General features: G+C 49.9%; 21 protein-coding genes. 3 read left to right on the top strand and 18 right to left on the bottom strand.

Features of this window, described 5'->3' with window-relative positions:
- Positions 1 to 96: 96 nt before the first annotated feature.
- From trxB to hprK, 15 genes are all read right to left on the bottom strand, one after another.
- Entirely contained in the window at positions 97 to 1,050 is a 954-nt protein-coding gene (trxB, locus tag BLQ32_RS09445) for a thioredoxin-disulfide reductase (protein ID WP_074510144.1), read from the bottom strand.
- A gap of 67 nt (positions 1,051 to 1,117) precedes the next feature.
- Positions 1,118 to 2,644 (bottom strand): tetratricopeptide repeat protein, encoded by a 1,527-nt coding sequence (locus BLQ32_RS09440; protein ID WP_074510143.1) that lies wholly within the window; start codon positions 2,642 to 2,644, stop codon positions 1,118 to 1,120.
- 81 nt (positions 2,645 to 2,725) lie between these two features.
- Entirely contained in the window at positions 2,726 to 3,352 is a 627-nt protein-coding gene (gene hisIE, locus BLQ32_RS09435) for a bifunctional phosphoribosyl-AMP cyclohydrolase/phosphoribosyl-ATP diphosphatase HisIE (RefSeq protein ID WP_036808147.1), read from the bottom strand.
- Complete coding sequence (gene hisF, locus BLQ32_RS09430; protein WP_053166602.1) at positions 3,349 to 4,101, bottom strand: imidazole glycerol phosphate synthase subunit HisF; 753 nt, start codon at positions 4,099 to 4,101, stop codon at positions 3,349 to 3,351. Before hisF ends, hisIE begins: the two co-directional genes overlap by 4 nt.
- Entirely contained in the window at positions 4,095 to 4,823 is a 729-nt protein-coding gene (gene hisA / locus BLQ32_RS09425) for a 1-(5-phosphoribosyl)-5-[(5-phosphoribosylamino)methylideneamino]imidazole-4-carboxamide isomerase (protein ID WP_036808141.1), read from the bottom strand. Before hisA ends, hisF begins: the two co-directional genes overlap by 7 nt.
- Positions 4,792 to 5,445 (bottom strand): imidazole glycerol phosphate synthase subunit HisH, encoded by a 654-nt coding sequence (gene hisH / locus BLQ32_RS09420; RefSeq protein ID WP_074510142.1) that lies wholly within the window; start codon positions 5,443 to 5,445, stop codon positions 4,792 to 4,794. Before hisH ends, hisA begins: the two co-directional genes overlap by 32 nt.
- Positions 5,442 to 6,029 carry an imidazoleglycerol-phosphate dehydratase HisB gene (hisB, locus tag BLQ32_RS09415; protein WP_036808135.1) on the bottom strand — a complete coding sequence of 196 codons (588 nt, stop codon included), beginning with the start codon at positions 6,027 to 6,029 and terminating at the stop codon, positions 5,442 to 5,444. Before hisB ends, hisH begins: the two co-directional genes overlap by 4 nt.
- The gene (hisD, locus tag BLQ32_RS09410; protein WP_074510141.1) at positions 6,026 to 7,309 is read right to left on the bottom strand and encodes a histidinol dehydrogenase; all 1,284 of its coding nucleotides are present in this window, start codon (positions 7,307 to 7,309) and stop codon (positions 6,026 to 6,028) included. The genes hisB and hisD overlap by 4 nt, the downstream gene beginning before the upstream one ends.
- Complete coding sequence (hisG, locus tag BLQ32_RS09405) at positions 7,306 to 7,932, bottom strand: ATP phosphoribosyltransferase (protein ID WP_036808129.1); 627 nt, start codon at positions 7,930 to 7,932, stop codon at positions 7,306 to 7,308. Before hisG ends, hisD begins: the two co-directional genes overlap by 4 nt.
- On the bottom strand, positions 7,925 to 9,088 hold the full coding sequence (locus BLQ32_RS09400) for an ATP phosphoribosyltransferase regulatory subunit (RefSeq protein ID WP_053166605.1): 1,164 nt from the start codon (positions 9,086 to 9,088) through the stop codon (positions 7,925 to 7,927). The genes hisG and BLQ32_RS09400 overlap by 8 nt, the downstream gene beginning before the upstream one ends.
- 233 nt (positions 9,089 to 9,321) lie before the next feature.
- Positions 9,322 to 9,834: an acyltransferase gene (locus tag BLQ32_RS09395; RefSeq protein ID WP_074510140.1), complete on the bottom strand. Its 513-nt coding sequence runs from the start codon at positions 9,832 to 9,834 to the stop codon at positions 9,322 to 9,324.
- Positions 9,831 to 10,484 carry a pyrophosphatase PpaX gene (gene ppaX, locus BLQ32_RS09390; protein ID WP_074510139.1) on the bottom strand — a complete coding sequence of 218 codons (654 nt, stop codon included), beginning with the start codon at positions 10,482 to 10,484 and terminating at the stop codon, positions 9,831 to 9,833. Before ppaX ends, BLQ32_RS09395 begins: the two co-directional genes overlap by 4 nt.
- Complete coding sequence (locus BLQ32_RS09385) at positions 10,481 to 11,416, bottom strand: nucleoside recognition domain-containing protein (protein ID WP_053166606.1); 936 nt, start codon at positions 11,414 to 11,416, stop codon at positions 10,481 to 10,483. The genes ppaX and BLQ32_RS09385 overlap by 4 nt, the downstream gene beginning before the upstream one ends.
- Before the next feature lie 14 nt (positions 11,417 to 11,430).
- Positions 11,431 to 12,243, bottom strand: coding sequence for a prolipoprotein diacylglyceryl transferase (lgt, locus tag BLQ32_RS09380; RefSeq protein ID WP_053166607.1), 813 nt, complete (start codon positions 12,241 to 12,243; stop codon positions 11,431 to 11,433).
- A gap of 21 nt (positions 12,244 to 12,264) precedes the next feature.
- Positions 12,265 to 13,191, bottom strand: coding sequence for an HPr(Ser) kinase/phosphatase (hprK, locus tag BLQ32_RS09375; protein WP_036808112.1), 927 nt, complete (start codon positions 13,189 to 13,191; stop codon positions 12,265 to 12,267).
- A 169-nt stretch (positions 13,192 to 13,360) separates the two neighbouring features.
- Here hprK and BLQ32_RS09370 point away from each other — a divergent pair, with 169 nt between their 5' ends.
- From BLQ32_RS09370 to BLQ32_RS09360, 3 genes are all read left to right on the top strand, one after another.
- Positions 13,361 to 13,903 carry an N-acetylmuramoyl-L-alanine amidase family protein gene (locus BLQ32_RS09370; RefSeq protein WP_074510138.1) on the top strand — a complete coding sequence of 181 codons (543 nt, stop codon included), beginning with the start codon at positions 13,361 to 13,363 and terminating at the stop codon, positions 13,901 to 13,903.
- Between the two features lie 117 nt (positions 13,904 to 14,020).
- A complete protein-coding gene (locus tag BLQ32_RS09365) occupies positions 14,021 to 15,973 on the top strand; it encodes a GTP-binding protein (RefSeq protein ID WP_175557098.1) in 1,953 nt (650 codons plus the stop codon).
- A gap of 26 nt (positions 15,974 to 15,999) precedes the next feature.
- Positions 16,000 to 16,428 carry a DUF1801 domain-containing protein gene (locus BLQ32_RS09360; RefSeq protein WP_074510136.1) on the top strand — a complete coding sequence of 143 codons (429 nt, stop codon included), beginning with the start codon at positions 16,000 to 16,002 and terminating at the stop codon, positions 16,426 to 16,428.
- A 36-nt stretch (positions 16,429 to 16,464) separates the two neighbouring features.
- Here BLQ32_RS09360 and BLQ32_RS09355 read toward each other — a convergent pair whose 3' ends face one another.
- The 3 genes from BLQ32_RS09355 to uvrA form a co-directional block, all read right to left on the bottom strand.
- Positions 16,465 to 17,706: a M20/M25/M40 family metallo-hydrolase gene (locus BLQ32_RS09355; RefSeq protein WP_074510135.1), complete on the bottom strand. Its 1,242-nt coding sequence runs from the start codon at positions 17,704 to 17,706 to the stop codon at positions 16,465 to 16,467.
- Between the two features lie 134 nt (positions 17,707 to 17,840).
- A complete protein-coding gene (locus BLQ32_RS09350; protein ID WP_036808098.1) occupies positions 17,841 to 19,016 on the bottom strand; it encodes a DUF4097 family beta strand repeat-containing protein in 1,176 nt (391 codons plus the stop codon).
- A 145-nt stretch (positions 19,017 to 19,161) separates the two neighbouring features.
- Positions 19,162 to 22,044 carry an excinuclease ABC subunit UvrA gene (gene uvrA, locus BLQ32_RS09345; protein WP_074510134.1) on the bottom strand — a complete coding sequence of 961 codons (2,883 nt, stop codon included), beginning with the start codon at positions 22,042 to 22,044 and terminating at the stop codon, positions 19,162 to 19,164.

Genomic DNA, 22,044 nt, shown 5'->3' with positions numbered 1-22,044 from the left:
TCAAAGTTTCTTTATAAAAAGGGGGTCAATTTACTATTCCTACTCTACCACTTATCTGTGACAAGCGTGTTACAGCAGGATTAAATTAGCGTTAAATCAGGCTTTAATCCCGATTCGTTCAACCAGTTCCTCAATATAATGCTGAATAGCTTGTGCAGCGATACTGCCGTCGCCCGTTGCAGTTACAACTTGGCGAAGCATTTTTTCGCGGACATCCCCTGCAGCGTAGATTCCTGGAACCGATGTTTCCATTTTTTCATTGGTCACGATGTAGCCTTCGTCGTTTAAGATACCGAGGTTTGCAAATGGTTTCGTCAATGGCAACAAGCCGATGTAAATGAATACGCCATCTGCATCAAATTCCTGTTCTGCGCCGTCTTTAGTGGAAACCAGTGTGACGCTGCCGACTTTGCCGTTTTCGTCGTTGATTTCTTTCACGGTATGGCTCCAGATAAAGTCGATCTTATCGTTTGCAAATGCGCGGTCTTGAAGAATTTTTTGTGCGCGCAATTCATCGCGTCTGTGGACGATTGTGACTTTGTCAGCGAAACGCGTTAAATAAACGCCTTCTTCAACTGCAGAGTCCCCGCCTCCGACAACAACAAGGTTTTTCTGTTTGAAGAATGCCCCGTCACAAACCGCACAATAGCTGACGCCGCGGCCGCCCAGTTCAGTTTCTCCCGGAACGCCCATTTTTTTGTATTCCGCACCTGTCGTAATGATGACAGCGCGGGCTTTGTATTCTTTCGAACCTACGATGATGGTTTTGTATTCTTCCCCATCGATGATTTCTTTTACATCTCCGTACGCATATTCAGCACCGAATTTCTTCGCATGCTCGAACATTTTATTGGAAAGATCCGGCCCAAGAATATGGTCAAACCCCGGATAGTTTTCAATTTCTTCCGTATTGGCCATTTGGCCGCCCGGAATTCCACGCTCTAACATCAATGTTTTCAAGTTCGCTCTCGATGTGTAAACAGCGGCAGTCATGCCTGCTGGTCCTGCTCCAATAATGATCACGTCGTACGTATTATTCGTCTCAGTCATAATAGGACCTCCTAAATCTCAGTAACTAAATCGTATAAGATTCCCGGCATTGCGGCAACTTTTTTGCTTAGCTCTCAAAAAGCGGCAAGAATTTCGCCAGTTCGTTGACGTATTTTGTCAATGTGGCAGCCGAAACGCCAAACTGGTCGGCAACCGCTTTTTTTGTAACAGACCGGTCTCTTGAAGATTTGACCATATAATATGCTGCCGCGGCCAAAGCCTTTGGATTTTTAAATCCAAAATTTTCATCAAACGCCTTTTCAACCAACATAAACCACAGTTGAAAAACGGCGGCGTTTTGTTCGGTCACCATCTTTTCTTCCTGATACAGGATTTCAGCGGCTTCCATGGCGCGCACAAAAGCCATTTCTTCCGGAATGGATTCCTTGAACGGATGGCCCAGCGCATATCCGAGCATGTAAGTTTCAATTACGGTCGGCTGTTCCGAGTTGAGCCAATTTGGATGAGAAATGATTTCCTGTTTATGGGCAGACTTGCCGAGCAGGAACAAGCCAAACAACCGCTCGCTTTTTTGCACATGATCGAGTTTTCCAACGAGGTAATCGCGGTCATGTTCGAGTGCATCAGCATGCGGCATAGCCGCCTGTTCGGCCCATGGTTCATAACCGTCTTTCCCCGGATCCATTTTCGTCAACTGCTTCCAGGCCTGTTTTGCAATGTCTTCATGGCCGGAATGGTAAGCGGCATGGGACAGCCAGAAATAAAACGCCGGATCTCCGTCAAACCCGCGTTTCTGCAAGCTGCGCAGCCAGCGGTAGGCTTCTTTGTACTTGCCGACCAATGCAAAGGTCGCTCCCAGTTTATAGCGGTGCTCAAAGACATAGGGCTGGATTTTCTTCAATAAGTTCAGGACGTCTTCCAGCTCTTCGTTTTTTTCGTAATAATGGAAAACCGCCAAATTGCAAAGCGCATGCAAATTGCCTGTATTTCTCCGCAGCACGTCATGCAGCAATGCTTTAGCCATTTCGGACTCGCCGATGTAGAAGTAAGCCAGCGCCAGGTTGTTATGCGCTCCCCAGAAGTCCGGCTTTTCTTCAATCAAGGTTTCCAGAAGAACAATGGCTTCCGGGAACTTCCCTTCTTCCATTAAACGGCGTGCTTTTTCCTGCTGATAAAAATACTCGCTGTCCTGTGCTTCGCCTTCATCATCAAAAAGCTGCCAGTCTTCCTGCTCCGCAAAATCAATGATTTCCAGCGCTTCTGCAACATACCTTCCCTGAACATCGTTTTCCACGTATTTCTTGGCGAAATTGCGCGCTTCTAAAAACATCCCCAGATGGGCATGCACTTCCGCTAAGAAAAATAAGGTTTCGGTCTTGTCGATATCCAGGTCATAAGCCGTCCGCAGCGCTTCTCTCGCCTGTTCAAACTCCTGCATTTCCATGAGGACAATCCCGAACTGGATCCAGATGTCAGGATCTTTCGGGCTGAGTTCTGTCGCCCGCTGCAAATACTTATGAGCTTTTGGATACTGCTCGCGGTGCAGCTCTTTCAATGCTTTTTTATAATAATATTCCCCCGTTGGAATGAACGACAGGATATTCTCGTAGTTTTTCTTTTTTTTATTCTCCAAAATATGCCTCCGAAAAAGTAAAAGGAACGATCAACATCGCTCCTTTACTCAAATGTGCTGTTATTATAGCATATTTCCGTATTATTTACTTGCAGTTTTTGTGGCGTGGCGTTCTTTCAAGACGTCGACCACTTGGTCTAGCCCGACTTTTTGTTCCTGCAGCAATACGAGGACATGATAAAACAAGTCTGCTGTTTCCATCGCCAATTCTTTCGGATCTCTGTTTTTAGCAGCGATGATGACTTCTGCAGCTTCTTCTCCTACTTTTTTGCAGATTTTATCAACGCCTTCTTCAAATAAATATGTAGTGTAGGCGCCTTCCGGCATTTCCTGTTCTCTTTTTTCAATAAGCCCGGTCAGTTCGTTGAACATATCCACAGTCGATTCGTTCGGTGTTCCGGCAATCGTGTTGTGGAAGCAGCTTTCTTCGCCGGTGTGGCATGCCGGGCCGTTCGGAATCACTTCGTAGATCAACGAATCGCCGTCGCAATCGAGGCGTACAGCTGTGACCTGCTGCGTGTTGCCGCTTGTTGCCCCTTTGTTCCACAGTTCATTGCGGCTTCTGGAGTACAGCCATGTTTCATTGGTCTCAATTGTTTTTTGCACGGCTTCTTCTGTTGCATAAGCAAGTGTCAGCACTGCTTTTGTTTCAGCGTTTTGAATAATGACGGGAACCAGCCCGTTTGCATCATATTTCACTTCGTTCATCGGACGTTCACTCCCTCTTTCTTTAAATAATCTTTTACTTCAGCCACGCTGGTTTCTTTGTAATGAAAAATCGAAGCAGCAAGAGCCGCATCGGCATCTACTTCTTTAAAGACTTCGGCAAAATGCTCGCGGTTTCCTGCTCCGCCGCTTGCAATCACCGGCACTTCGACCGCTTCCCGCACCGCCTTGGTCAGCGCCAGGTCAAAGCCGTCTTTTTGGCCGTCTTTGTCCATCGACGTCAACAGCAGTTCGCCTGCCCCGAGCTCGACGCTCCGTTTCGCCCATTCCACTGCATCCCATTCGGTCTTGTTGCGGCCGCCGTGGGTATAGACGTCCCAGCCCGTGCCGTTGCTTTTCGCGTCAATCGCTACGACGATGCATTGCGAGCCGAAATAATCGGCGCCTTCTTTGATCAGTTCCGGGCGGTCAAGCGCAGCCGTGTTCAAGGACACTTTGTCTGCACCGGCGCGCAGCATGCGTTTCATGTCTTCAAGCGACCGGATGCCGCCGCCTACAGTAAACGGAATCGACAATTCGGTTGCCACGATTTTCACGACTTCCACCATCGTTTCTTTGCCTTCATGCGAAGCGGAAATGTCCAAAAAGACCAGTTCGTCTGCCCCTTGCTTATCGTAAAAACGGGCCAGTTCCACCGGGTCTCCGGCGTCCCGCAGCTCCACAAAGCTGACGCCTTTGACCACACGCCCTTCCTTCACATCAAGGCACGGAATGATGCGTTTTGTCAGCATGACAGCGCCTCCTCTAACGTAAAGCGGTTTTCATACAATGCTTTTCCAATGATAACGCCGGCAACCGGGCTTTCTTTCGCAGCCGCTTTGACATTTTTAATATCTTCCAGCGTGCCAATGCCCCCCGAGACGATGACTTCGGCTTCGTCCGAATCGACCAAGGCTTTATTTGCCTCGATGTTCGGTCCGGCGAGTGTCCCGTCCGTTGCAATATCCGTATAGATAAAGTGCTTGGCGCCTTTAGACACGAAAAAGCGCGCCACGTCTTTTGCCGACTGCCCCGAGGTTTCAATCCAGCCTTCGGTTGCGGCCATGCCGTCTTTCGCGTCAATGCCGATGACGATCCGGTCAGCTCCGAATTCCTCGATAAACGATACGACCAGTTCCGGATTGCGGATTGCGAGGCTTCCGATTATCACCCGGCTGATGCCGTTCGATAAATAGTGTTCGATGTCTTCACGCGTCCGGATGCCGCCGCCAATCTGGATATTGACCGGCAGTTTCGCGGCTTCAATGACTACTCCATCGTTGATCCGGACGCCGTCTTTTGCTCCGTCCAAATCGACCATATGAATCCATTCCGTACCGGCATCGGCAAACTTCTTCGCCATGTCGACAGGCGAATCGCCGTATACGGTTTCCTGTGCATAATCCCCCTGAAAAAGGCGGACGCACTTGCCGCCGCGCAAATCAATTGCGGGATAGATCTGAAACTTGCTCATCTTGGTTCCTCCTGACATTTGCAATCCATTGCTCCAATAAATAATGGCCAAAGTCGCCCGATTTTTCGGGGTGGAACTGCATCCCGGTAATCAAACCAGAACCGACCACACCCGGCACATCAATGCTGCCATAGCTTGCCGTCGCCCATACTTGTTCAGGGTCTGTGTTCACCGCTAAAAACGAATGGACGAAATAGACATGGGTATCCACTTGCAAATCTTCCAGCCAGTACGGCATACGGGAAAACTCGAGCCGGTTCCAGCCCATATGGGGAATACGGTAAGCCCCTCTTTCAAAACGGCGGATCTGCCCTTTCAGCAAACCCAGCCCCTGTGTCGGCCGGACTTCTGAACTGTCTTCGTATAAAAGCTGCATGCCCAGGCAAATTCCAAGAAGCGGAATCCCTTTTTGGGGCAGTGACCGGATAAAGGAAGAAAGCCCTTTTTGGTTCAACAATTCCATGGCGTCCGGAAAAGCACCGACTCCCGGGAGTAAAATCGCTTCCGCTTCCAGAAGCGTTTCCGGGTCATCGGATAAGATGACGGTGCAGTCCAGTTTTTTCAACGCCTGTTCGACGCTGAACAAATTGCCCATGCCGTAATCGATAATGCCGATGATCATGTGAGCAACCCCTTTGTAGACGGCACGCCTTTCACCCGGGGGTCAATCATGGTCGCTTCGTCCAATGCACGGGCGAGTGCTTTAAAGACCGCTTCAATGATGTGGTGGGTGTTGTAGCCGTAGTGGATGATGACGTGGACGTTCATCCGGGATTCCAGCGCAAATTTCCACAGGAATTCACGGACCAATTCCGTATCGAACGTGCCGACTTTGGCATTCGGAATATCGCCGCGCATTTCCAGATGCGGCCGGTTGGAACAGTCGACAACCACTTGCGCCAGTGCGTCGTCCATCGGCACAAATGCATTGCCGTAGCGGCGGATGCCTTTTTTATCGCCCAATGCTTCTTTCACTGCCTGGCCAAGCACAATGCCGATGTCTTCCGTTGTGTGGTGGTCATCGATATGCGTATCGCCGTCCGCTTTGATTTCCCCGTCGAACAAGCCGTGCTTGATGAACAAATCGAGCATGTGGTCCATGAACGGCACGCCCGTTTCGATGTCTGCTTTTCCTTCTCCATCCAATGAAAACGAAACAGCAATTTTGGTTTCATTTGTATCGCGTTTGATCTCGGCTTTTCTCATCGTCCATTCTCCTTTTTCCAGGCACGGGATTCTACTGCCCGCGCGTGTCCTTCAAGCCCTTCCAGGCGTGCAAGACGTGCGATTTTCGCTTCGTTTTGCTGCCAGGCCTGTTCGCTGTAATACACCACGCTTGTCCGTTTGACAAAATCATAGACCGACAAGGCACTCGAGAACCGTGCCGTGCTATTGGTCGGCAACACATGGTTCGTGCCGGCAAAATAATCGCCGATCGGTTCCGAGGAATAGCGCCCGATAAAAATCGCGCCCGCGTTTTGGATCTTTTCGGACAAGGCTTCGGCATCTGCCGCCATGATTTCCAAATGCTCCGGGGCGAGTTCGTTCGCCGCATCAATCAAGTCGCCCATCGTCTTTCCGATATAAATCATGCCGTAATCCCGGATGGCTTTCCCGGCAATCGCTTGGCGCGGCAAGGTTTCCAGTTGGCGCTCGACTTCAAGTGAAACCGCGTCCGCCAATTGTTGGCTGGTCGTCAACAGCACCGCCGTCGCCATCGGGTCGTGTTCCGCCTGTGACAGCAAGTCCGCAGCCACTTCATCCGCAAAAGCAGTATCGTCGGCAATGACGGTAATTTCGCTCGGACCTGCAATCATGTCAATGGCCACGTCACCAAACACTTCGCGTTTGGCAAGTGCCACAAATACATTGCCCGGCCCCGTGATTTTATCGACAGCCTGGATCGATTCCGTCCCGTAGGCAAGGGCCGCAATGGCCTGTGCCCCGCCGGCTTTGTAAACTTCTTCTATTCCCAGTATATGCGCCGCCGCGAGTACGCCGTCAGACAATTTGCCGTCTTTTCCAGGAGGCGAAATCAGCACGATGCGCCCCACGCCCGCCACTTGCGCCGGAATGACATTCATCAATACGGAAGACGGGTATGCTGCTGTCCCGCCTGGCACATACAAGCCGGCCGAGCCAATGGCGGTGACCCGCTGCGCGACATAAGAGCCGTCGTCTTTTATGTTTTTATAGCCTTGCTGTTTCTGGTTTTCGTGGTAGTCCCGGATATTGCCTGCGGCTTCCGATAAATCCTGGAGAAGCTGCGGATCGAAACGGTCCACGGCTTCTTTCATTTCATCCGGGCCCACTCGGATCGTCTCCAATTTAACGCCGTCCCATTTCTCGGTATATTCAAGCAGCGCTGCATCGCCGTTCAGCCGGACATTCCGGATAATCTCCTTGACCGCGGCCAATTGTTCGGCGTTGTCTTCAGCCACCGTTCTTCTGATGGAGATATCCGAAGTCAATTGCGTCTGTTTCATGCTTTCGCCTGCTTTCGTAGATTTTCCACCAGTTCCCGGATCCGCTGCTGTTTCAATCGGTAACTTACGGGATTAGCAATCAAGCGGGATGTGATGTCCACAATCTGCTCGTATTCCACCAAGCCATTTTCCTTTAAGGTTTTGCCGGTGGAAACAATATCGACGATGCGATCAGCCAAGCCAATCATCGGCGCCAATTCAATCGAACCGTTCAATTCAATGATTTCCACCTGTTCGCCTTTGCCGCGGTAAAAACGGGAAGCGATTTTCGGATACTTTGTCGCAATGCGCGGCGTCACCGGGTTCATTTCCGTGTTGGGGAGTCCTGCTGTTGCAATATAGCAGCGGCTGATGCCAAGGTCGAGCAGTTCATGCACCGAACGGTCGAGCTCGAGCATGACGTCTTTTCCCGCGATTCCGATATCCGCTACGCCGTGTTCCACGTAAACCGGCACATCCATCGGCTTCGCCAAAATAAAGCGGAAGCGTTCGTTCGGCGCTTCCACAATCAGTTTGCGCGAGTCGTCCAGTTCTTTCGGCAAATCATAGCCCGCTTTGACAAGCAGTTCATAAGCTTCTTCAAAAATGCGCCCTTTCGGCATCGCAATTGTCAGTTCATCCATTTGTAGCACCTTCCAATCGTCTTACTTCGCTGAATAATGCGCTAAACTCTTCTAACGCTTTTACTGCCGGAGCATATTGAAGCGTCACCCGCGACCCGTTTGTGCGCAGTTCCTGCGCCTGCTCATGCGCCAGTTCTTCGGTCTCTTCCGAAAAGAGAATGAGGATATGCGGTTCCGCTTCCCGGTCCGGTGCAATGACTTCGAGCAGCCGGTCGACGCGGAGGCCGAAGCCGGTAGCGCCGACATGCAGGCCGAATTGCTTCATCAGTCCGTCGTAGCGCCCGCCGTTGCCGAGCGGAAACCCGCTTCCAGCTCCGTAAAATTCAAACACCAATCCGGTGTAATACGTCATATGGCTTGTGAAGGATAAATCATAGGTAATGGCTTCAGATAAGCCGTTTCGCTGGATAATGGTTTGCAGTTTCAGCATTTCACCGTACAGCGCCGCCTGCTCTTCGTTGGAAGCGTCGATATACGGCTTCCAGTCCTCTAAAGAAGACGTCGTCACCAAGCCTTTAAACGCGGCAGCCTTTGATGCGTCGTCCAGAAGCTCCGTTGCAAGCTGTTCAAAACGGACACTGTTTTTCGATACCAGAGCCGAACGGACAATGTCGATCTGGCTGTTGTCCAAGCCAAAATCTTTTAAAATCAGCTGAAGCAATTGTGTATGGCCAATTACGACACGCCCCGATTCCACGTTCAATTCTTTTAAGATGGTCGATGCCAGGATGATCACTTCTGCATCTGCATAAAGGGAATCGTCGCCGATCAGTTCAACGCCCATTTGTTCGAATTCTGCCGGGCGGCCGCCTTCCCGTTTTTGTGCGCGGAAGACATTGGAATAATAGCCAAGGCGCACCGGCATTTTTTCTTTCAGCAATTTGGATGCTGCCACCCGAGCAATCGGAGATGTCATATCGGGCCGCAGGACGAGCGTTTCGCCTTGGCTGTCCAGCAATTTAAAAAGCGCATTGTCCGGAATGGCGGAAATTTTGCCGATTGTTTCGTAATATTCCAAGGTTGGAGTCTGAAGCAGATCATATCCGGACCCTTGCATAATTGAAGTGCCTTTCGCGCGCAGCTCGGCTTTTTTCTTCGCTATAAAAGGAAAATCGTCGCGCATGCCTAGCGGTTTTTCGAACATTTGAATGGTCATTGGGAGTCACTTCCTAAAATTGGTTATTTTACTTTAGTTAGTTAGAGTGGTGAAGTAATTTTTATTTTAGCGCATCTTTCCATCGACCGTCAAGGAATTGGCTGCAAGTTATGCGAAAGAAATGAATTTTGGCATTGTCTTATCTTTTTCCCTTTTGGAATCTCGCCAACAAACAGTCCCTTTCCTATATACCCTATTCTTTTATAGTAAAAAAACCTGAAAGCACACCGCTTTCAGGTTTTCAGTTGGCGTTCGGCCATTTGTTCAGCTGTATAAATGATTTTCATCGGATTGCCGCCGACAAACGCACCGGCTGGCACGTCTTTGTTGACGAGTGTAGCTGCGGAAACGATGGCGCCGTCGCCAATCGTCACCCCCGGCAAAATGGTGGTGTTGGCGCCGATCAGCACTTCGTCCCCTATAATCACTTCCCCCAACCGGTATTCGTTAATCAAATACTCGTGGGCAAGGATCGTCGTATTGTAGCCAATCACTGAATTGCGTCCGACGGTAATTTTTTCCGGGAACATGACGTCCGGCATGACCATCAGCGCAAAAGAAGAATGTTCTCCCACTTTCATCCGAAGAAAGGTTTTGTAAAGCCAATTTTTCATCGGCAAAAACGGTGTATAGCGGGCCATCTGAATGACGATGAAATTTTTGGCCACTTTCCAGAACGGCACGGTTTTGTAAATATGCCAAAGCGAATTGGAACCTGTCACAAAATGGCGCTCCGTGTTCCTCATTGGACCGCTTCTTTCGTGAGTTCCAGCAAATCGCGGATGTGCTGCAGCATATAATCCGGCCCGAAGCCGGCTAAATATGCCTCGCCTTTGATCGACCACGCCACACCCGCTGTCCGGACGCCGGCATTTTGGCCCCCTTCGATATCGTGTGAGTTGTCCCCGATCATCAAAGCTTCTTCAGGAGACGCGTTCAAACGCTCCAGTGCCAGCAGGACCGGTTCTGGGTCCGGCTTCGGTTCTTTCACTTCGTCCAAACTGACGATGACATCGAAAATTCCTTCAATGCCCATCAATTCCAGGCCATGTCGGATGCCTGCACCTCTTTTCGTCGAGACGATCGCCATTTTCAAGCCCCGGCTTTTTAATAAGTGCAAAGTTTCCGCAACGCCGTCGTATTCTGCCACTAATTCATCATGCAAGGTTTTATTGACAGTCCGGTATTGTTCCATCAGTTCTTCTGCCCGTTCCGGCGCAATTGCGGTAAAGGTCTGTTTCAAGGATGGCCCGATAAAATGCAGCACATCCTCGCGTTCAAAGCGGCCTGGGAAATGTTCGTCCAGCACCGACAGAAAGGTCTGGATGATCAATTCGTTTGTATCAAGCAAGGTGCCGTCAAAATCGAATAACAGCGTATTGATTTCTTTTGTCATGTCGAAACCACTTCCTTCCGGTTTTCTTCCGCTTTACGCCACAGGTAGGAGACTATAATCGTCAAGACTAAAGCGGTCACAAGGCGAATGATAAACAGCGGCCATATCGGAATTCCGAGCGGAACGAATATGAGTGTATCTTCGACAATGGCGTGGCATGCGACCAAAAAGATGAAAGCAAGCGTGGCATCTTTTTTGCTGACGCCGTCTTCCTGAACCGCCTGGATCATGACGCCCGCACCCATTGCGAGTCCAAAGACCAGGCCGGAAGCCAAAGTCAATGAAGCGTTTTTCTGGATGCCGAGCAATTTCGTCAACGGCCCCATGCTATTTGAAATGCGCTGCAAGGCGCCTTTGTCTTTCAAAATTTGAATCATCAGCATGAGTGGAATGACAATCATCGCCAGCTGCAAAATGCCGAATGACGCTTTTTCCAGACCCAGCAGGAAGATGGCCATCCATCCTTCAGGATCAGCAGCCGTTTCCGGCGCAAAGCCGTATTGTGCGGTTTCGGCGCCGCCTTTCCAGACCAGGTTGATGATGATCCCGGATAGAGCGGCAAGCCCAAACCGGACAACGAGCACGACCCACAGTTTGACGCCTACTTTCAGCGCCACACCGGTTTCGATAAAGATATTATGTGAAAAAGACAGCATAACTGCCAGGATAAACACTTCTTTTACAGTAAGCTCCAGAGACAAAATTCCTCCGATTCCGGCGTACAAATTCAACGCATTGCCCAAAACCAGCGGAATGGCGGCATCGCCGCTGAGGCCAAAGATTCCCATGACCGGAGCGATAAAATCGATGATGAAGGGCAGGACCGGTGTATATTGGAGCATCGTCACCAATAATGTGATCGGGAAAATGATTTTCCCCAATGTCCAAGTCGTACGCAGACCCGCTTTCAATCCATTTTTTAACGTAGACATTCCATTCCTTCTTTCTAGTTATCCAAGTAATGAGGCGGATTTTTTAATTTCACGCGGCGATACACAACAAAAACGACGGCAATGAGGATAGCCACTACAGATACTAACTGGGCAGCACGCAGCTCCCCGATGACGTACAAGCTGTCTGTCCGCATGCCTTCAATGAAGAAACGCCCGACAGAATACCAGATGACGTAGAAAAAGAACATTTCCCCCCGTACCAGGTTAACCCGGCGCAGCAGCAGCAAAATAATGATGCCGACAAGGCTCCACATTGATTCGTATAAAAACGTCGGATGGTAATACGCGCCGTCTATGTACATTTGATTGATAATCCAATCCGGGATAAACAAATTCTCCAAAAACGTCCGGCTTACTTCTCCGCCGTGCGCTTCCTGGTTGATGAAATTCCCCCAGCGGCCGACAGCCTGGCCGATCAAAATGCTAGGCGCCAGAATATCCGCTACTTTTAAGAACGACGTATTGCGGCTTTTCGTAAACAAATACGCCACAATCACCGAAGCGATCAAGGCTCCGTGGATCGCAATGCCGCCGTTCCAGATGGCAATGATTTCAGCAGGGTTGTCTTTATAATGCTCCCACTGGAAAATCACATAATAAATGCGGGCCCCGATGATGGCAAGGGGCACCGCCCATATCAACAGATCGGTTAAAAAGTCGGGGTGAAGCCCCCGTTTGACCATTTCACGCTGGCCCACTAAAAATGCGATGATGATGCCGACGGCAATAATGACGCCGTACCAGCGGACATCGATTGGTCCGAGCGAAAAAGCGATCGGATCAATTGAAGCAAGAATCGAATACATGCCGTACACCTTCCTATTCCCTTAGTTTGTATCTTGAGCGATTACTTCATCGAGCCGTTTCGAAAATTCTTCTGCTGCGTTGACGCCCATGCGTTTCAAGCGATAATTCATTGCAGCCACTTCAATAATAACGGCTAAGTTTCGCCCAGGGCGAACAGGAATCGTCAGCTTTGTTAAATCGGTATCGATGATCCGCATTTTTTCTTCTTCCAAACCAAGGCGGTCGTATGTTTTGTCCTGATCCCAGATTTCCAGATCGATGACAAGTGAAATCCGTTTGAATGTCCGGACAGCACTTGCGCCAAACAACGTCATGATATCGATAATGCCGACTCCGCGAATTTCGAGCAAGTGCTCGATCAGTTTCGGCGGATGGCCAACCAGCGTGTTTTCGCCTTCTTGATGGATTTCCACACAATCATCCGCTACCAGCCGATGACCTTTTTTCACAAGCTCCAACGCGGTTTCACTTTTACCGACGCCGCTCTTGCCGGTGATCAATACACCTACGCCATAAATATCGACCAATACGCCATGGACGGCTGTCGTTGGCGCCAATTGGCTTTCCAGGTAGTTGGTCAGCAAACTCGAGAATCGGGTGGTCGGCATCTTCGTGCGAAGTACCGGCACGTGCTTGCGGCCGGACGCATCCACCAATTCATTTGGCACGTCCATGCCGTGCGCCACAATAATGGCCGGCGTGTCATCTGTACAGAGTTTAAACATCCGCTCTGTCCGTTCATGCGCTTCCAGCAGGGCAAAAAACGACAGCTCGGTTTTGCCGAGCATTTGGATCCGGTTTGCCGGGTAATGCGTAAAGTATCCGGCCATTTCAAGCCCCGGCCGAGAAATGTCACTGATGGGAATACGGCGTCCCAGTCCTTCTTCTCCGCTGATTAAATCTAAGTCAAACATATCCATGACTTGCTTTACTGTAACTTGTCCCATGGTTCCCCTCATTCCTTTTACATTCAAAATGCATAGAACCTTTTGCAAAGTTCTTTCATCATTCTGACGGTTTGCTCCTATTTTAACACGGAACACAAGGTTTTGAAGGTTTTCCTGTCTCCTTTCTTTCTGCTTCCATCTATATAGGAAATAAAGGAGGAATTTGACAATGAAAATTATGATTGATGCAGGGCACGGTCCGCATACTCCAGGCAAGCGTTCCCCGGATGGGCGCATCCGGGAGTTCCACTTTAACTCGGCGGTCGCGGATGAGATGAAAAAGCGGCTTGTGCTGGATGGGCATACGGTTTTTTTCAGCCACCAGCCTGACCAGGATGTTCCGCTGCACGAACGGACCGTTCTTGCCAACCGCTTAAAAGCAGATTTGTTTGTCTCTATTCATGCCAATGCGTTCGGCTCTTTTTTCAATGAAACGAGCGGCATTGAAACGTTCACTTTCACCAAACCGAGCACTTCCGCCGTTAATTTTGCCAGCTGCATCCAGCGGGCACTTGTGATGTCGACTCACCGGAAAGACCGCGGAGTGAAACGAGCCGATTATGCCGTTCTGCGGGACACAATGATGCCTGCTGTGCTGATTGAATGCGGTTTTATGACCAACCGGGAAGAAGCCGAACTATTGAAACTGGATGCTTACCGGAAACGGTGCGCCGGCGCCATTGCGTTCGGCATCAGCTGCGCCCTTTCTTAACAAACCGAAGAGAACCCATAAAAGCCGATTTGGCTTTCATGGGTTCTTTTTCTTTTTTTCGAACGCCATAAGTTCTGCTACACTGTTTCCATAGGAAGTTTAATGAAGAGGTGGACCATGAATAAGACAATCGGCATTCTTGCCCATGTGGATGCAGGCAAAACGACGTTTTCGGAACAATTGCTGTACCATACCAAAAGCATTCGGCAGCGGGGGCGCGTCGATCACCAAGACGCTTTTCTCGATAGCCATGAGATCGAAAAAAACAGAGGCATTACAATTTTCGCCGATCAGGCAAAGTTTTCCTACAACGGCTCGACGTATTATTTGATTGATACACCGGGGCATGTCGACTTTTCGGCTGAAATGGAACGCGCCATCCAAGTCATGGACTTTGCCATCCTAATCGTCAGTGCCGTTGACGGCATTGAAGGCCATACGGAAACGGTTTGGCAATTATTAAAAAAACATAAAGTGCCCGTGTTCTTTTTCCTCAATAAAGTTGACCGTGACGGCTCAGATGCCGAACGCACCATCGCCGAAATCCGCAGCAGCCTGACGCCGGATGCCATTGATTTGACGCATGTTTTAGACAACGGCCGGATGGGCGAAGAACTGGTTGAATTTGTTGCCGAACGCAGCGAAGCCCTGCTGGACCATTACATGGAGACCGGATATGACCGGGAACGATGGCTTGTGGCATTAAAAGAAATGATCCAGGAACGCCAGATTTTCGCCTGTGCCAGCGGTTCTGCTTTAAAAGATGCTGGCGTAGCGGAGTTTCTTGAGCAACTCGATCAATTGACGGAAACCCATTATTCAATGGAAGAAGGATTTTCGGCGCAAGTGTATAAAATCCGCCACGAACCCAACGGCAATCGCCTTACCTTTATCAAAGTTTTAAGCGGCGAACTGCGGGTGCGGGATGAAATCTCATACGGCCCTGCCGAACATCGCCTAACGGAAAAAGCGACGCAGCTACGCTCCTATAGCGGCGTGAAGTTCCAGGCGGTTGAAAAAGCGGAAGCCGGCGAACTCGTAGCTGTCGCGGGTTTATCAGATGCTCGCATTGGCGACGGACTGGGCCAGGCATTCTCCCGCGCTTCGTTCTCCATGGTGCCTACATTAAAATCGAAAGTGTTGTTCGATGCAGCAGCCAATGCTAAAGAAGTATTGAAGACATTCATGCTGCTGGATGCGGAAGACCCTTCTTTACGAGTCGTCTGGGACGAACATTTTCAGGAAATCCATATTCACGTCATGGGGGTCATCCAACTGGAAGTGCTGCAGCAAATCGTCAAAGACCGCTTCGGCTTTGTTGTTTCTTTTGGCGCTCCGGAAATCCTGTACAAAGAAACCATCGAAGATGCAGTCATCGGCTATGGCCATTTCGAACCGCTCCGCCATTATGCGGAAGTGCATCTCCAGATTGAATCGGCCCCGCGCGGAAGCGGCATCGCCCTGGCGAATGCCTGCCATGCGGATGCACTGTCGACCGGCAATCAAAATCTCGTGCTGCACCATCTGGAAGAACGCGACCATCACGGCCTGCTTACGGGTTCTGCGTTGACCGATGTGAAAATCACGTTGTTGACCGGCCACGGGCATAACCAGCATACGTCCGGCGGCGACTTCCGCGAAGCCGCTTACCGGGCGCTCCGGCAAGGCCTTGAAAAAGCCAGAAACCGTCTGCTTGAGCCGGTATACCGGTTTAAAATCAATGTCGACTTGGACCACATGGGAAAAGTTTTATCCGACATCCAACAGGCCCATGGCCAATTTGAAGCCCCTGAACTTGCAGGAGGCCGGGCGCTGATTCAAGGGACGGTTCCTGTTGCTACCTTTATGGAGTACAGCACCGAATTCGCATCCTTCACCCACGGCAAAGGCTCTCTTTCCTTGCTGTTCGGCGGCTATGACTTCTGCCATAATGAAGATGAAGTGATCCGGAAAATCGCCTACAACAAAGAAGCCGATCCGGAGTACACCTCGACTTCCATTTTTTGCGCAAAAGGCCAAGGTTATAAAGTTCCGTGGGACGAAGCAGAAGCCGCGATGCACTGCCTTTAAACTCCAACCGAAAAGAGGGATTCCGTATGTATGAACCCAAAACGAAAGAAACCGATTCTGACGTTATCCAGTTTATCGAAGACACGGTGGAAAACCCAAAGAAAAAACAGGATGCTTACCGCTTGCTTGAGATTTTTGAAGAAACCAGCGGCTTTCCGCCGAAAATGTGGGGAACGAGCATCATCGGCTTCGGTTCGTATCATTACGTCTATGAATCCGGCCATGAAGGAGATGCACTGCTTGTCGGCTTTTCCCCACGCAAAGCGAAAACCAGCTTGTATTTTGCCACCGGCGACCCCGACCGCGAACAGCTGCTTGCGAAATTCGGCAAACACACCAGCGGAAAATCATGCGTCTACATCAACAAACTGGAAGATATCGATACCGAAGTGCTAAAAGAATTGATTACCGAATCGATTGATTTCCTCCAGACTTTATATCGTGAATACAATTAAAAAACTGGCAGCGGAAATTTTCCGCTGCCTGTTTTCCTATTCTTTAAAGAGCCCTTCGCAAACCCCTTCTACTCCTGCCAACCCCAATACCGTCATAAAGCTTTTTTGGATTCCGAGATGGCCGTTTTTTGGATTGTGCCATTCTTCCAGTGTATGCGCTCCGCCGAAATCTCCGCCAAGCCCGATGGTAATGGCGGGAATGCCAAGGCTCATCGGGTAATTGGAATCCGTGCTGCTCGGCTCCCCGAGTTTTGGCTGGCCGCCAATCGATTTCACTGCAGCACAGGCAATTTGTACGATGGGTGCATCTGCTGGCTGGCTTGCCGGTGCCCGGTTGCCGAAGCGGTTGATTTCCACTTGCAAGCGGTCATCTTTCCATCTGTTATTTTCATCGTCCCTTGCCGTTTTCACGATTTCTAAAAATCGGCTTTCCAGTTTCTCAAGTTCTTGCTGGTCATTGGAACGCAAATCGACGGACATGCTGGCTTCCTGGGCAATCGCGTTCACGGACGTGCCGCCTGATACCTGTCCGATGGAAAACGTCGTTTTTGGCTGCGAAGGTGTTTCAAGGTCGGCAATTGCTGCAATTGCCCGTCCAAGCGCATGGGTCGCACTCGGCGTTCCAAATGCTCCGAAACTGTGGCCGCCCGGACCTTTATATGTAATGGTATAGCGGAAACTGCCGGTTGCCAGATACGTGATGTGATCATATCCTTCGCCGTCCATCGATACAAAAGCATCGATGTCGGAACGCCCATCAAAAAAGGCTTTCACGCCGCGCAAATCACCGGCGCCTTCTTCGCCGACCGTCCCTCCGAATAGTATATCTCCAGCGGTATTGATGCCCGCTTCATTCAGCGCACGCACTACCGCAAGCAGCTCTGCCAAGCCCCTTGTGTCATCGCCGATGCCCGGAGCGTACATGATGCCGTCTTTTTGGTGCACCGTTGTATCTGTGCCTTCCGGGAAAACTGTATCGAGATGCGCAGATACAAAGATTCTTGGTCCATTGCCCGTTCCTCGGCGCAATCCGAACACATTGCCTTCGGGGTCCATTTGGACTTCTTCAAGCCCCAATTCCTTTAATCTCCGCATAAAATCTTCTGCCCGCTGCTGCTCTTTAAACGGCGGTGCCGGAATTTCGGTTAACGCAATCTGGTCGGCAATGGTTTGCGCATGGTCTTGTCCAATGAACGAAAGCCCCTTTTTCACGGCTTCCTGTTCTGTTAACTGACGGAAAGCTTCTGCAATCCGGGTTGAAATCGTTGAATCTGCCACGTGTCATCCTCCTCTTTTGGTTCCGCTTATAGCCATTGACGAAATTATCGGCCTATTTAAACAGTACCGCAACTTTCAAGTGAGCTCAAGAATAGAAAAAACCGGCATACGTGTATGCCGGTTTCCATTTTCAATTATTCAACTGTCAAATAACGCACAAGTACGGTGCCTGTTTTCGTTTCGCCGTATACAAGAAGAGGTGCTGCCACTGCTTCTCCGCTTTCTTTTGAAAAACGAATAGACTTTTGCATAAACTGGCCTTGCTCATGTGTGTGCTCAACATCAGAAAGCAGCACATCCATTTTGCCGAGGTTAGAAGAAACTTCCCCTCTTAATGGAAGGTGGGACGGAATGTAGATTTCCACATTGCCCGCCAATGTTTTGGCTTCCACTTTGCGTGCTTCTGTAGAGCGAGTCGTTACGACCACATTTCCGTTCAACGATTTTGCTTCCGTTGTCTGGATATCGCCGTCAATGTAGATGCGACCATTCAATGTTTCGGTTTCCATCACTTTCCCTTGCACTTCCTGCACTTGGATGGCTCCGTTCGCTGTTTCCAATTCGGCATCATCAAATTCAACGTTCTTCAAGTCAATTTTGCCATTGGCCGTTTTGACTTTGATCAATGCCGTATTGATGCGCTTCATGGAGAATCCGCCGTTGAATAAACGCGCTGTGATGTGATCGTATGTTTTTGCTGGCACATACAGCAAGACATTTACTTGCGTTGTTTTTAAATCACTGATGATGCGAAGTTTCTGGTCATCGGCAATGAAGACAAACTTATCAAGGAAATCTTCTTTCGCCTGTTCTTCAGATTCAGCACGATACGCTTTCACGCTGCATTCCGCGCGGATGGTATCATCCTGCGACGGGAAAATTTCAAGTTGGCCATTTGCAATATCTGTAATGATGTTGCGGATGTCCACATTTTCCTGTCTGAATGTATGCGTGAACTGGAAAGCTTCTCCGAACGGGGAATCGAATTCCATCGTTTTAAGTTTGCCCACTGAACTTTGCATAAACTGCATCATGCGGTCGCTCAACTGGTTAAAATCTTTTGAAAGGTTTTTCGAGAAGTCCTTCGAAAAATCACGGGATAAATCTTTCGAGAATTTCTTTACCATGTCTTCCGGTCTGAACAAGCCGCGTCTGCCGCGCTTTTCCCGGTAATCGTCCCGGCTGTAGTTGCGGGATGATTGGTCCCGGTCTCCTCCGCCGTCTATCGCTTTCAGTAGCTCTACTGCTTCTCTTGCCGTAATGGTGCCATTTTCCACCATGTCCAAAATGCGTTCTTTTTCACTTTGCATGTATTGCGGCCTCCTCTTCGTCGGTTAGATGACTAGCCGGGCAGCAGTGTGGTTCCCTTTTGAAAGAAACCCTGGCAGCTGCCCTGCTAAGCAAGAACTCAACTGAATGTTCTTCTTAATCATACGTTTAGTGATGCAAAAGGTTTCATTTCGCTACTTTTTTCTTGCGCGTCGCTTTCTTGACTTGCGCTCCCATACGGGCACGATCCCGTTCCAAAATCGGGCCCAGGTATTTGCCCGTGTAAGAGCCTTTGACGTTGGCGATGTCTTCCGGTGTTCCCGTAGCAAGAATGGTGCCGCCCTGGTCTCCGCCTTCCGGCCCGAGGTCGATGATGTAATCCGCTGTTTTGATGACATCCAGGTTGTGCTCGATGGTCAATACGGTATCGCCGTTGTCCACCAGGCGCTGAAGCACAAGAAGCAAACGCGAAATATCATCCGCATGAAGCCCTGTTGTCGGTTCGTCCAATATATAGAAGGATTTGCCGTTCGAGCGTTTATGCAATTCGGAAGCAAGTTTCACCCGCTGCGCTTCACCCCCGGATAAAGTCGTGGCCGGCTGCCCCAATGTGACATAGCCTAATCCCACATCCACAATCGTCTTTAATTTGCGGTGGATTTTCGGGTGGTTCTCAAAAAACTGGGAAGCGGCTTCGGCAGTCATTTCCAACACATCTGAAATGCTCTTGTCTTTGTACTTCACTTCCAGGGTTTCCCGGTTATAGCGTTTGCCATGGCAGACTTCGCATGGAACGTAGACATCCGGCAGGAAGTGCATTTCTATTTTTATAATACCATCTCCGCGGCACGCTTCACAGCGTCCGCCCTTGACGTTGAAACTGAAACGCCCTTTTTTATAGCCGCGCACTTTCGCTTCGTTCGTCGATGCGTAGACGTCGCGGATATCGTCGAATACACCAGTATAAGTAGCAGGATTGGACCGCGGCGTCCGGCCGATCGGCGACTGGTCAATGTCAATCACTTTTTCAAGTTCGTCGATGCCTTCAATCGAATCGTGCTTGCCTGGTTTTATGCGTGCCCGGTTCAATTTGCTGGCGAGCGATTTGTAGAGGATTTCATTAATCAATGTACTTTTACCCGATCCGGATACGCCCGTGACCGCCACAAACATGCCCAATGGGATATCCACGCTTACTTTTTTCAAGTTGTTTTCGTTTGCGCCGCGGATGGAAATTGCGCGGCCGTCCGACTGTCTGCGCTCTGCAGGCAGCGGAATAAATTTTGTGCCGTTTAAATATTGGCCCGTTAAGGACTTTTTGTTTTTCATCACTTTCTCAGGAGTCCCGGCTGCAATGATTTCACCGCCGTGCACTCCGGCTCCCGGCCCGATATCAATCAGGTAATCGGCTGCCAGCATCGTATCTTCATCGTGTTCTACAACAATCAAGGTATTGCCCAAATCGCGCATGTCCTTCAGCGCACCGATTAACCGGTCGTTGTCCCGCTGATGCAGCCCGATGGACGGCTCATCCAGAATGTATAAGACGCCCGTCAGGCGTGAACCGATCTGTGTTGCCAGGCGGATCCGCTGCGCTTCGCCGCCCGACAACGTACCGGAAGCCCGGTTCAAAGTTAAGTAATCGAGCCCGACGTTGATCAGGAAACTGACCCGTTCACGGATTTCACGGACAATGGCACTTGCAATTTGTGCGTCTTTTTCCGACAATACCAGATTTTTGAAAAACTCATCCGCTTCAACAATTGAAAACTCGGAAACCAGGCCAATATGCAAATCGTTCACTTTCACTGCGAGTGATTCCGGTTTTAACCGATGGCCTTTACAGGATGGGCAAGGCTGTTCGCCCATGTATTTCTCCATTTGTTCGCGGGTCCAATCGGAAGAGGTTTCCCGGAAGCGCCGGTCGACATTGGTCATGACGCCTTCAAAATGGATGTGGTTGTCGCGGATTTGTCCGTAGTCGTTTTCGTAGCGGAAACGAATTTTGTCGTGGCCGGAGCCGTGAAGCAAAATCTGAATGTGTTCTTCCGGCAATTCGCTGACGGGCACTGTCATGTCAATTTTGTAATGGTTGCAGACGGCTTTCAGCATCTGCGGATAATATTGCGAACTTGTCGGTTTCCACGGAGCAAGTGCATCGTTTTCAAGTGAAACGCTCCAGTCCGGAATCACAAGGTCCGGATCCACTTCCAGTTTATGGCCAAGCCCATCGCATTCCGGGCAGGCGCCGAACGGCGAGTTGAACGAGAACATGCGCGGCTCCAGTTCGCCGATGGAAAATCCGCAAATCGGGCAGGCGTGGTGCTCGCTGAACAACAGCTCTTCCTGTTCCATGACATCGACCAACACCCGGCCATCCGCAATGCGCAGCGCAGATTCCAGGGAATCGCTGAGGCGTGTGGCAATGCCTTCTTTCATAATGACGCGGTCAATGACCACTTCGATCGAATGTTTTTTGTTTTTATCCAAATTGATGTCATCATCCAGGTCAACCAAATCGCCATTGACCCGCACACGGACATATCCCTGTTTTTTTATGTCTTCCAGCAATTTCGCATGTGTGCCTTTTCTTCCTGAAACGACCGGCGCTAAAATCTGCATTTTGGTCCGCTCCGGATATTCCAGCAGGCGGTCCACCATCTGTTCAATGGTCTGGGATGAAATTTCAATGCCGTGATTCGGGCAGATTGGCTTGCCGATCCGTGCATACATTAAACGCATATAGTCATAAATCTCGGTTACGGTAGCTACTGTCGAACGCGGATTTTTACTCGTCGTCTTCTGGTCAATGGAGATTGCCGGCGACAACCCTTCAATCGAGTCGACATCCGGCTTGTCCATCTGCCCTAAAAACTGGCGGGCATACGAAGACAGCGACTCTACATATCTTCGCTGCCCTTCCGCGTAAATCGTATCAAATGCCAAAGAAGATTTCCCTGAACCGGAAAGGCCTGTCATAACCACGAGCTGATCCCGTGGGATGACGACATCAATGTTTTTTAAATTATGCGCACGCGCGCCTTGGATTCGTATTTCCTGATTTTTCAA

Origin of the sequence: Planococcus glaciei (genome assembly GCF_900099655.1) — a bacterium.
Taxonomy (GTDB): domain Bacteria; phylum Bacillota; class Bacilli; order Bacillales_A; family Planococcaceae; genus Planococcus; species Planococcus glaciei.
This window is presented reverse-complemented; position numbering and strand designations above follow the sequence as displayed.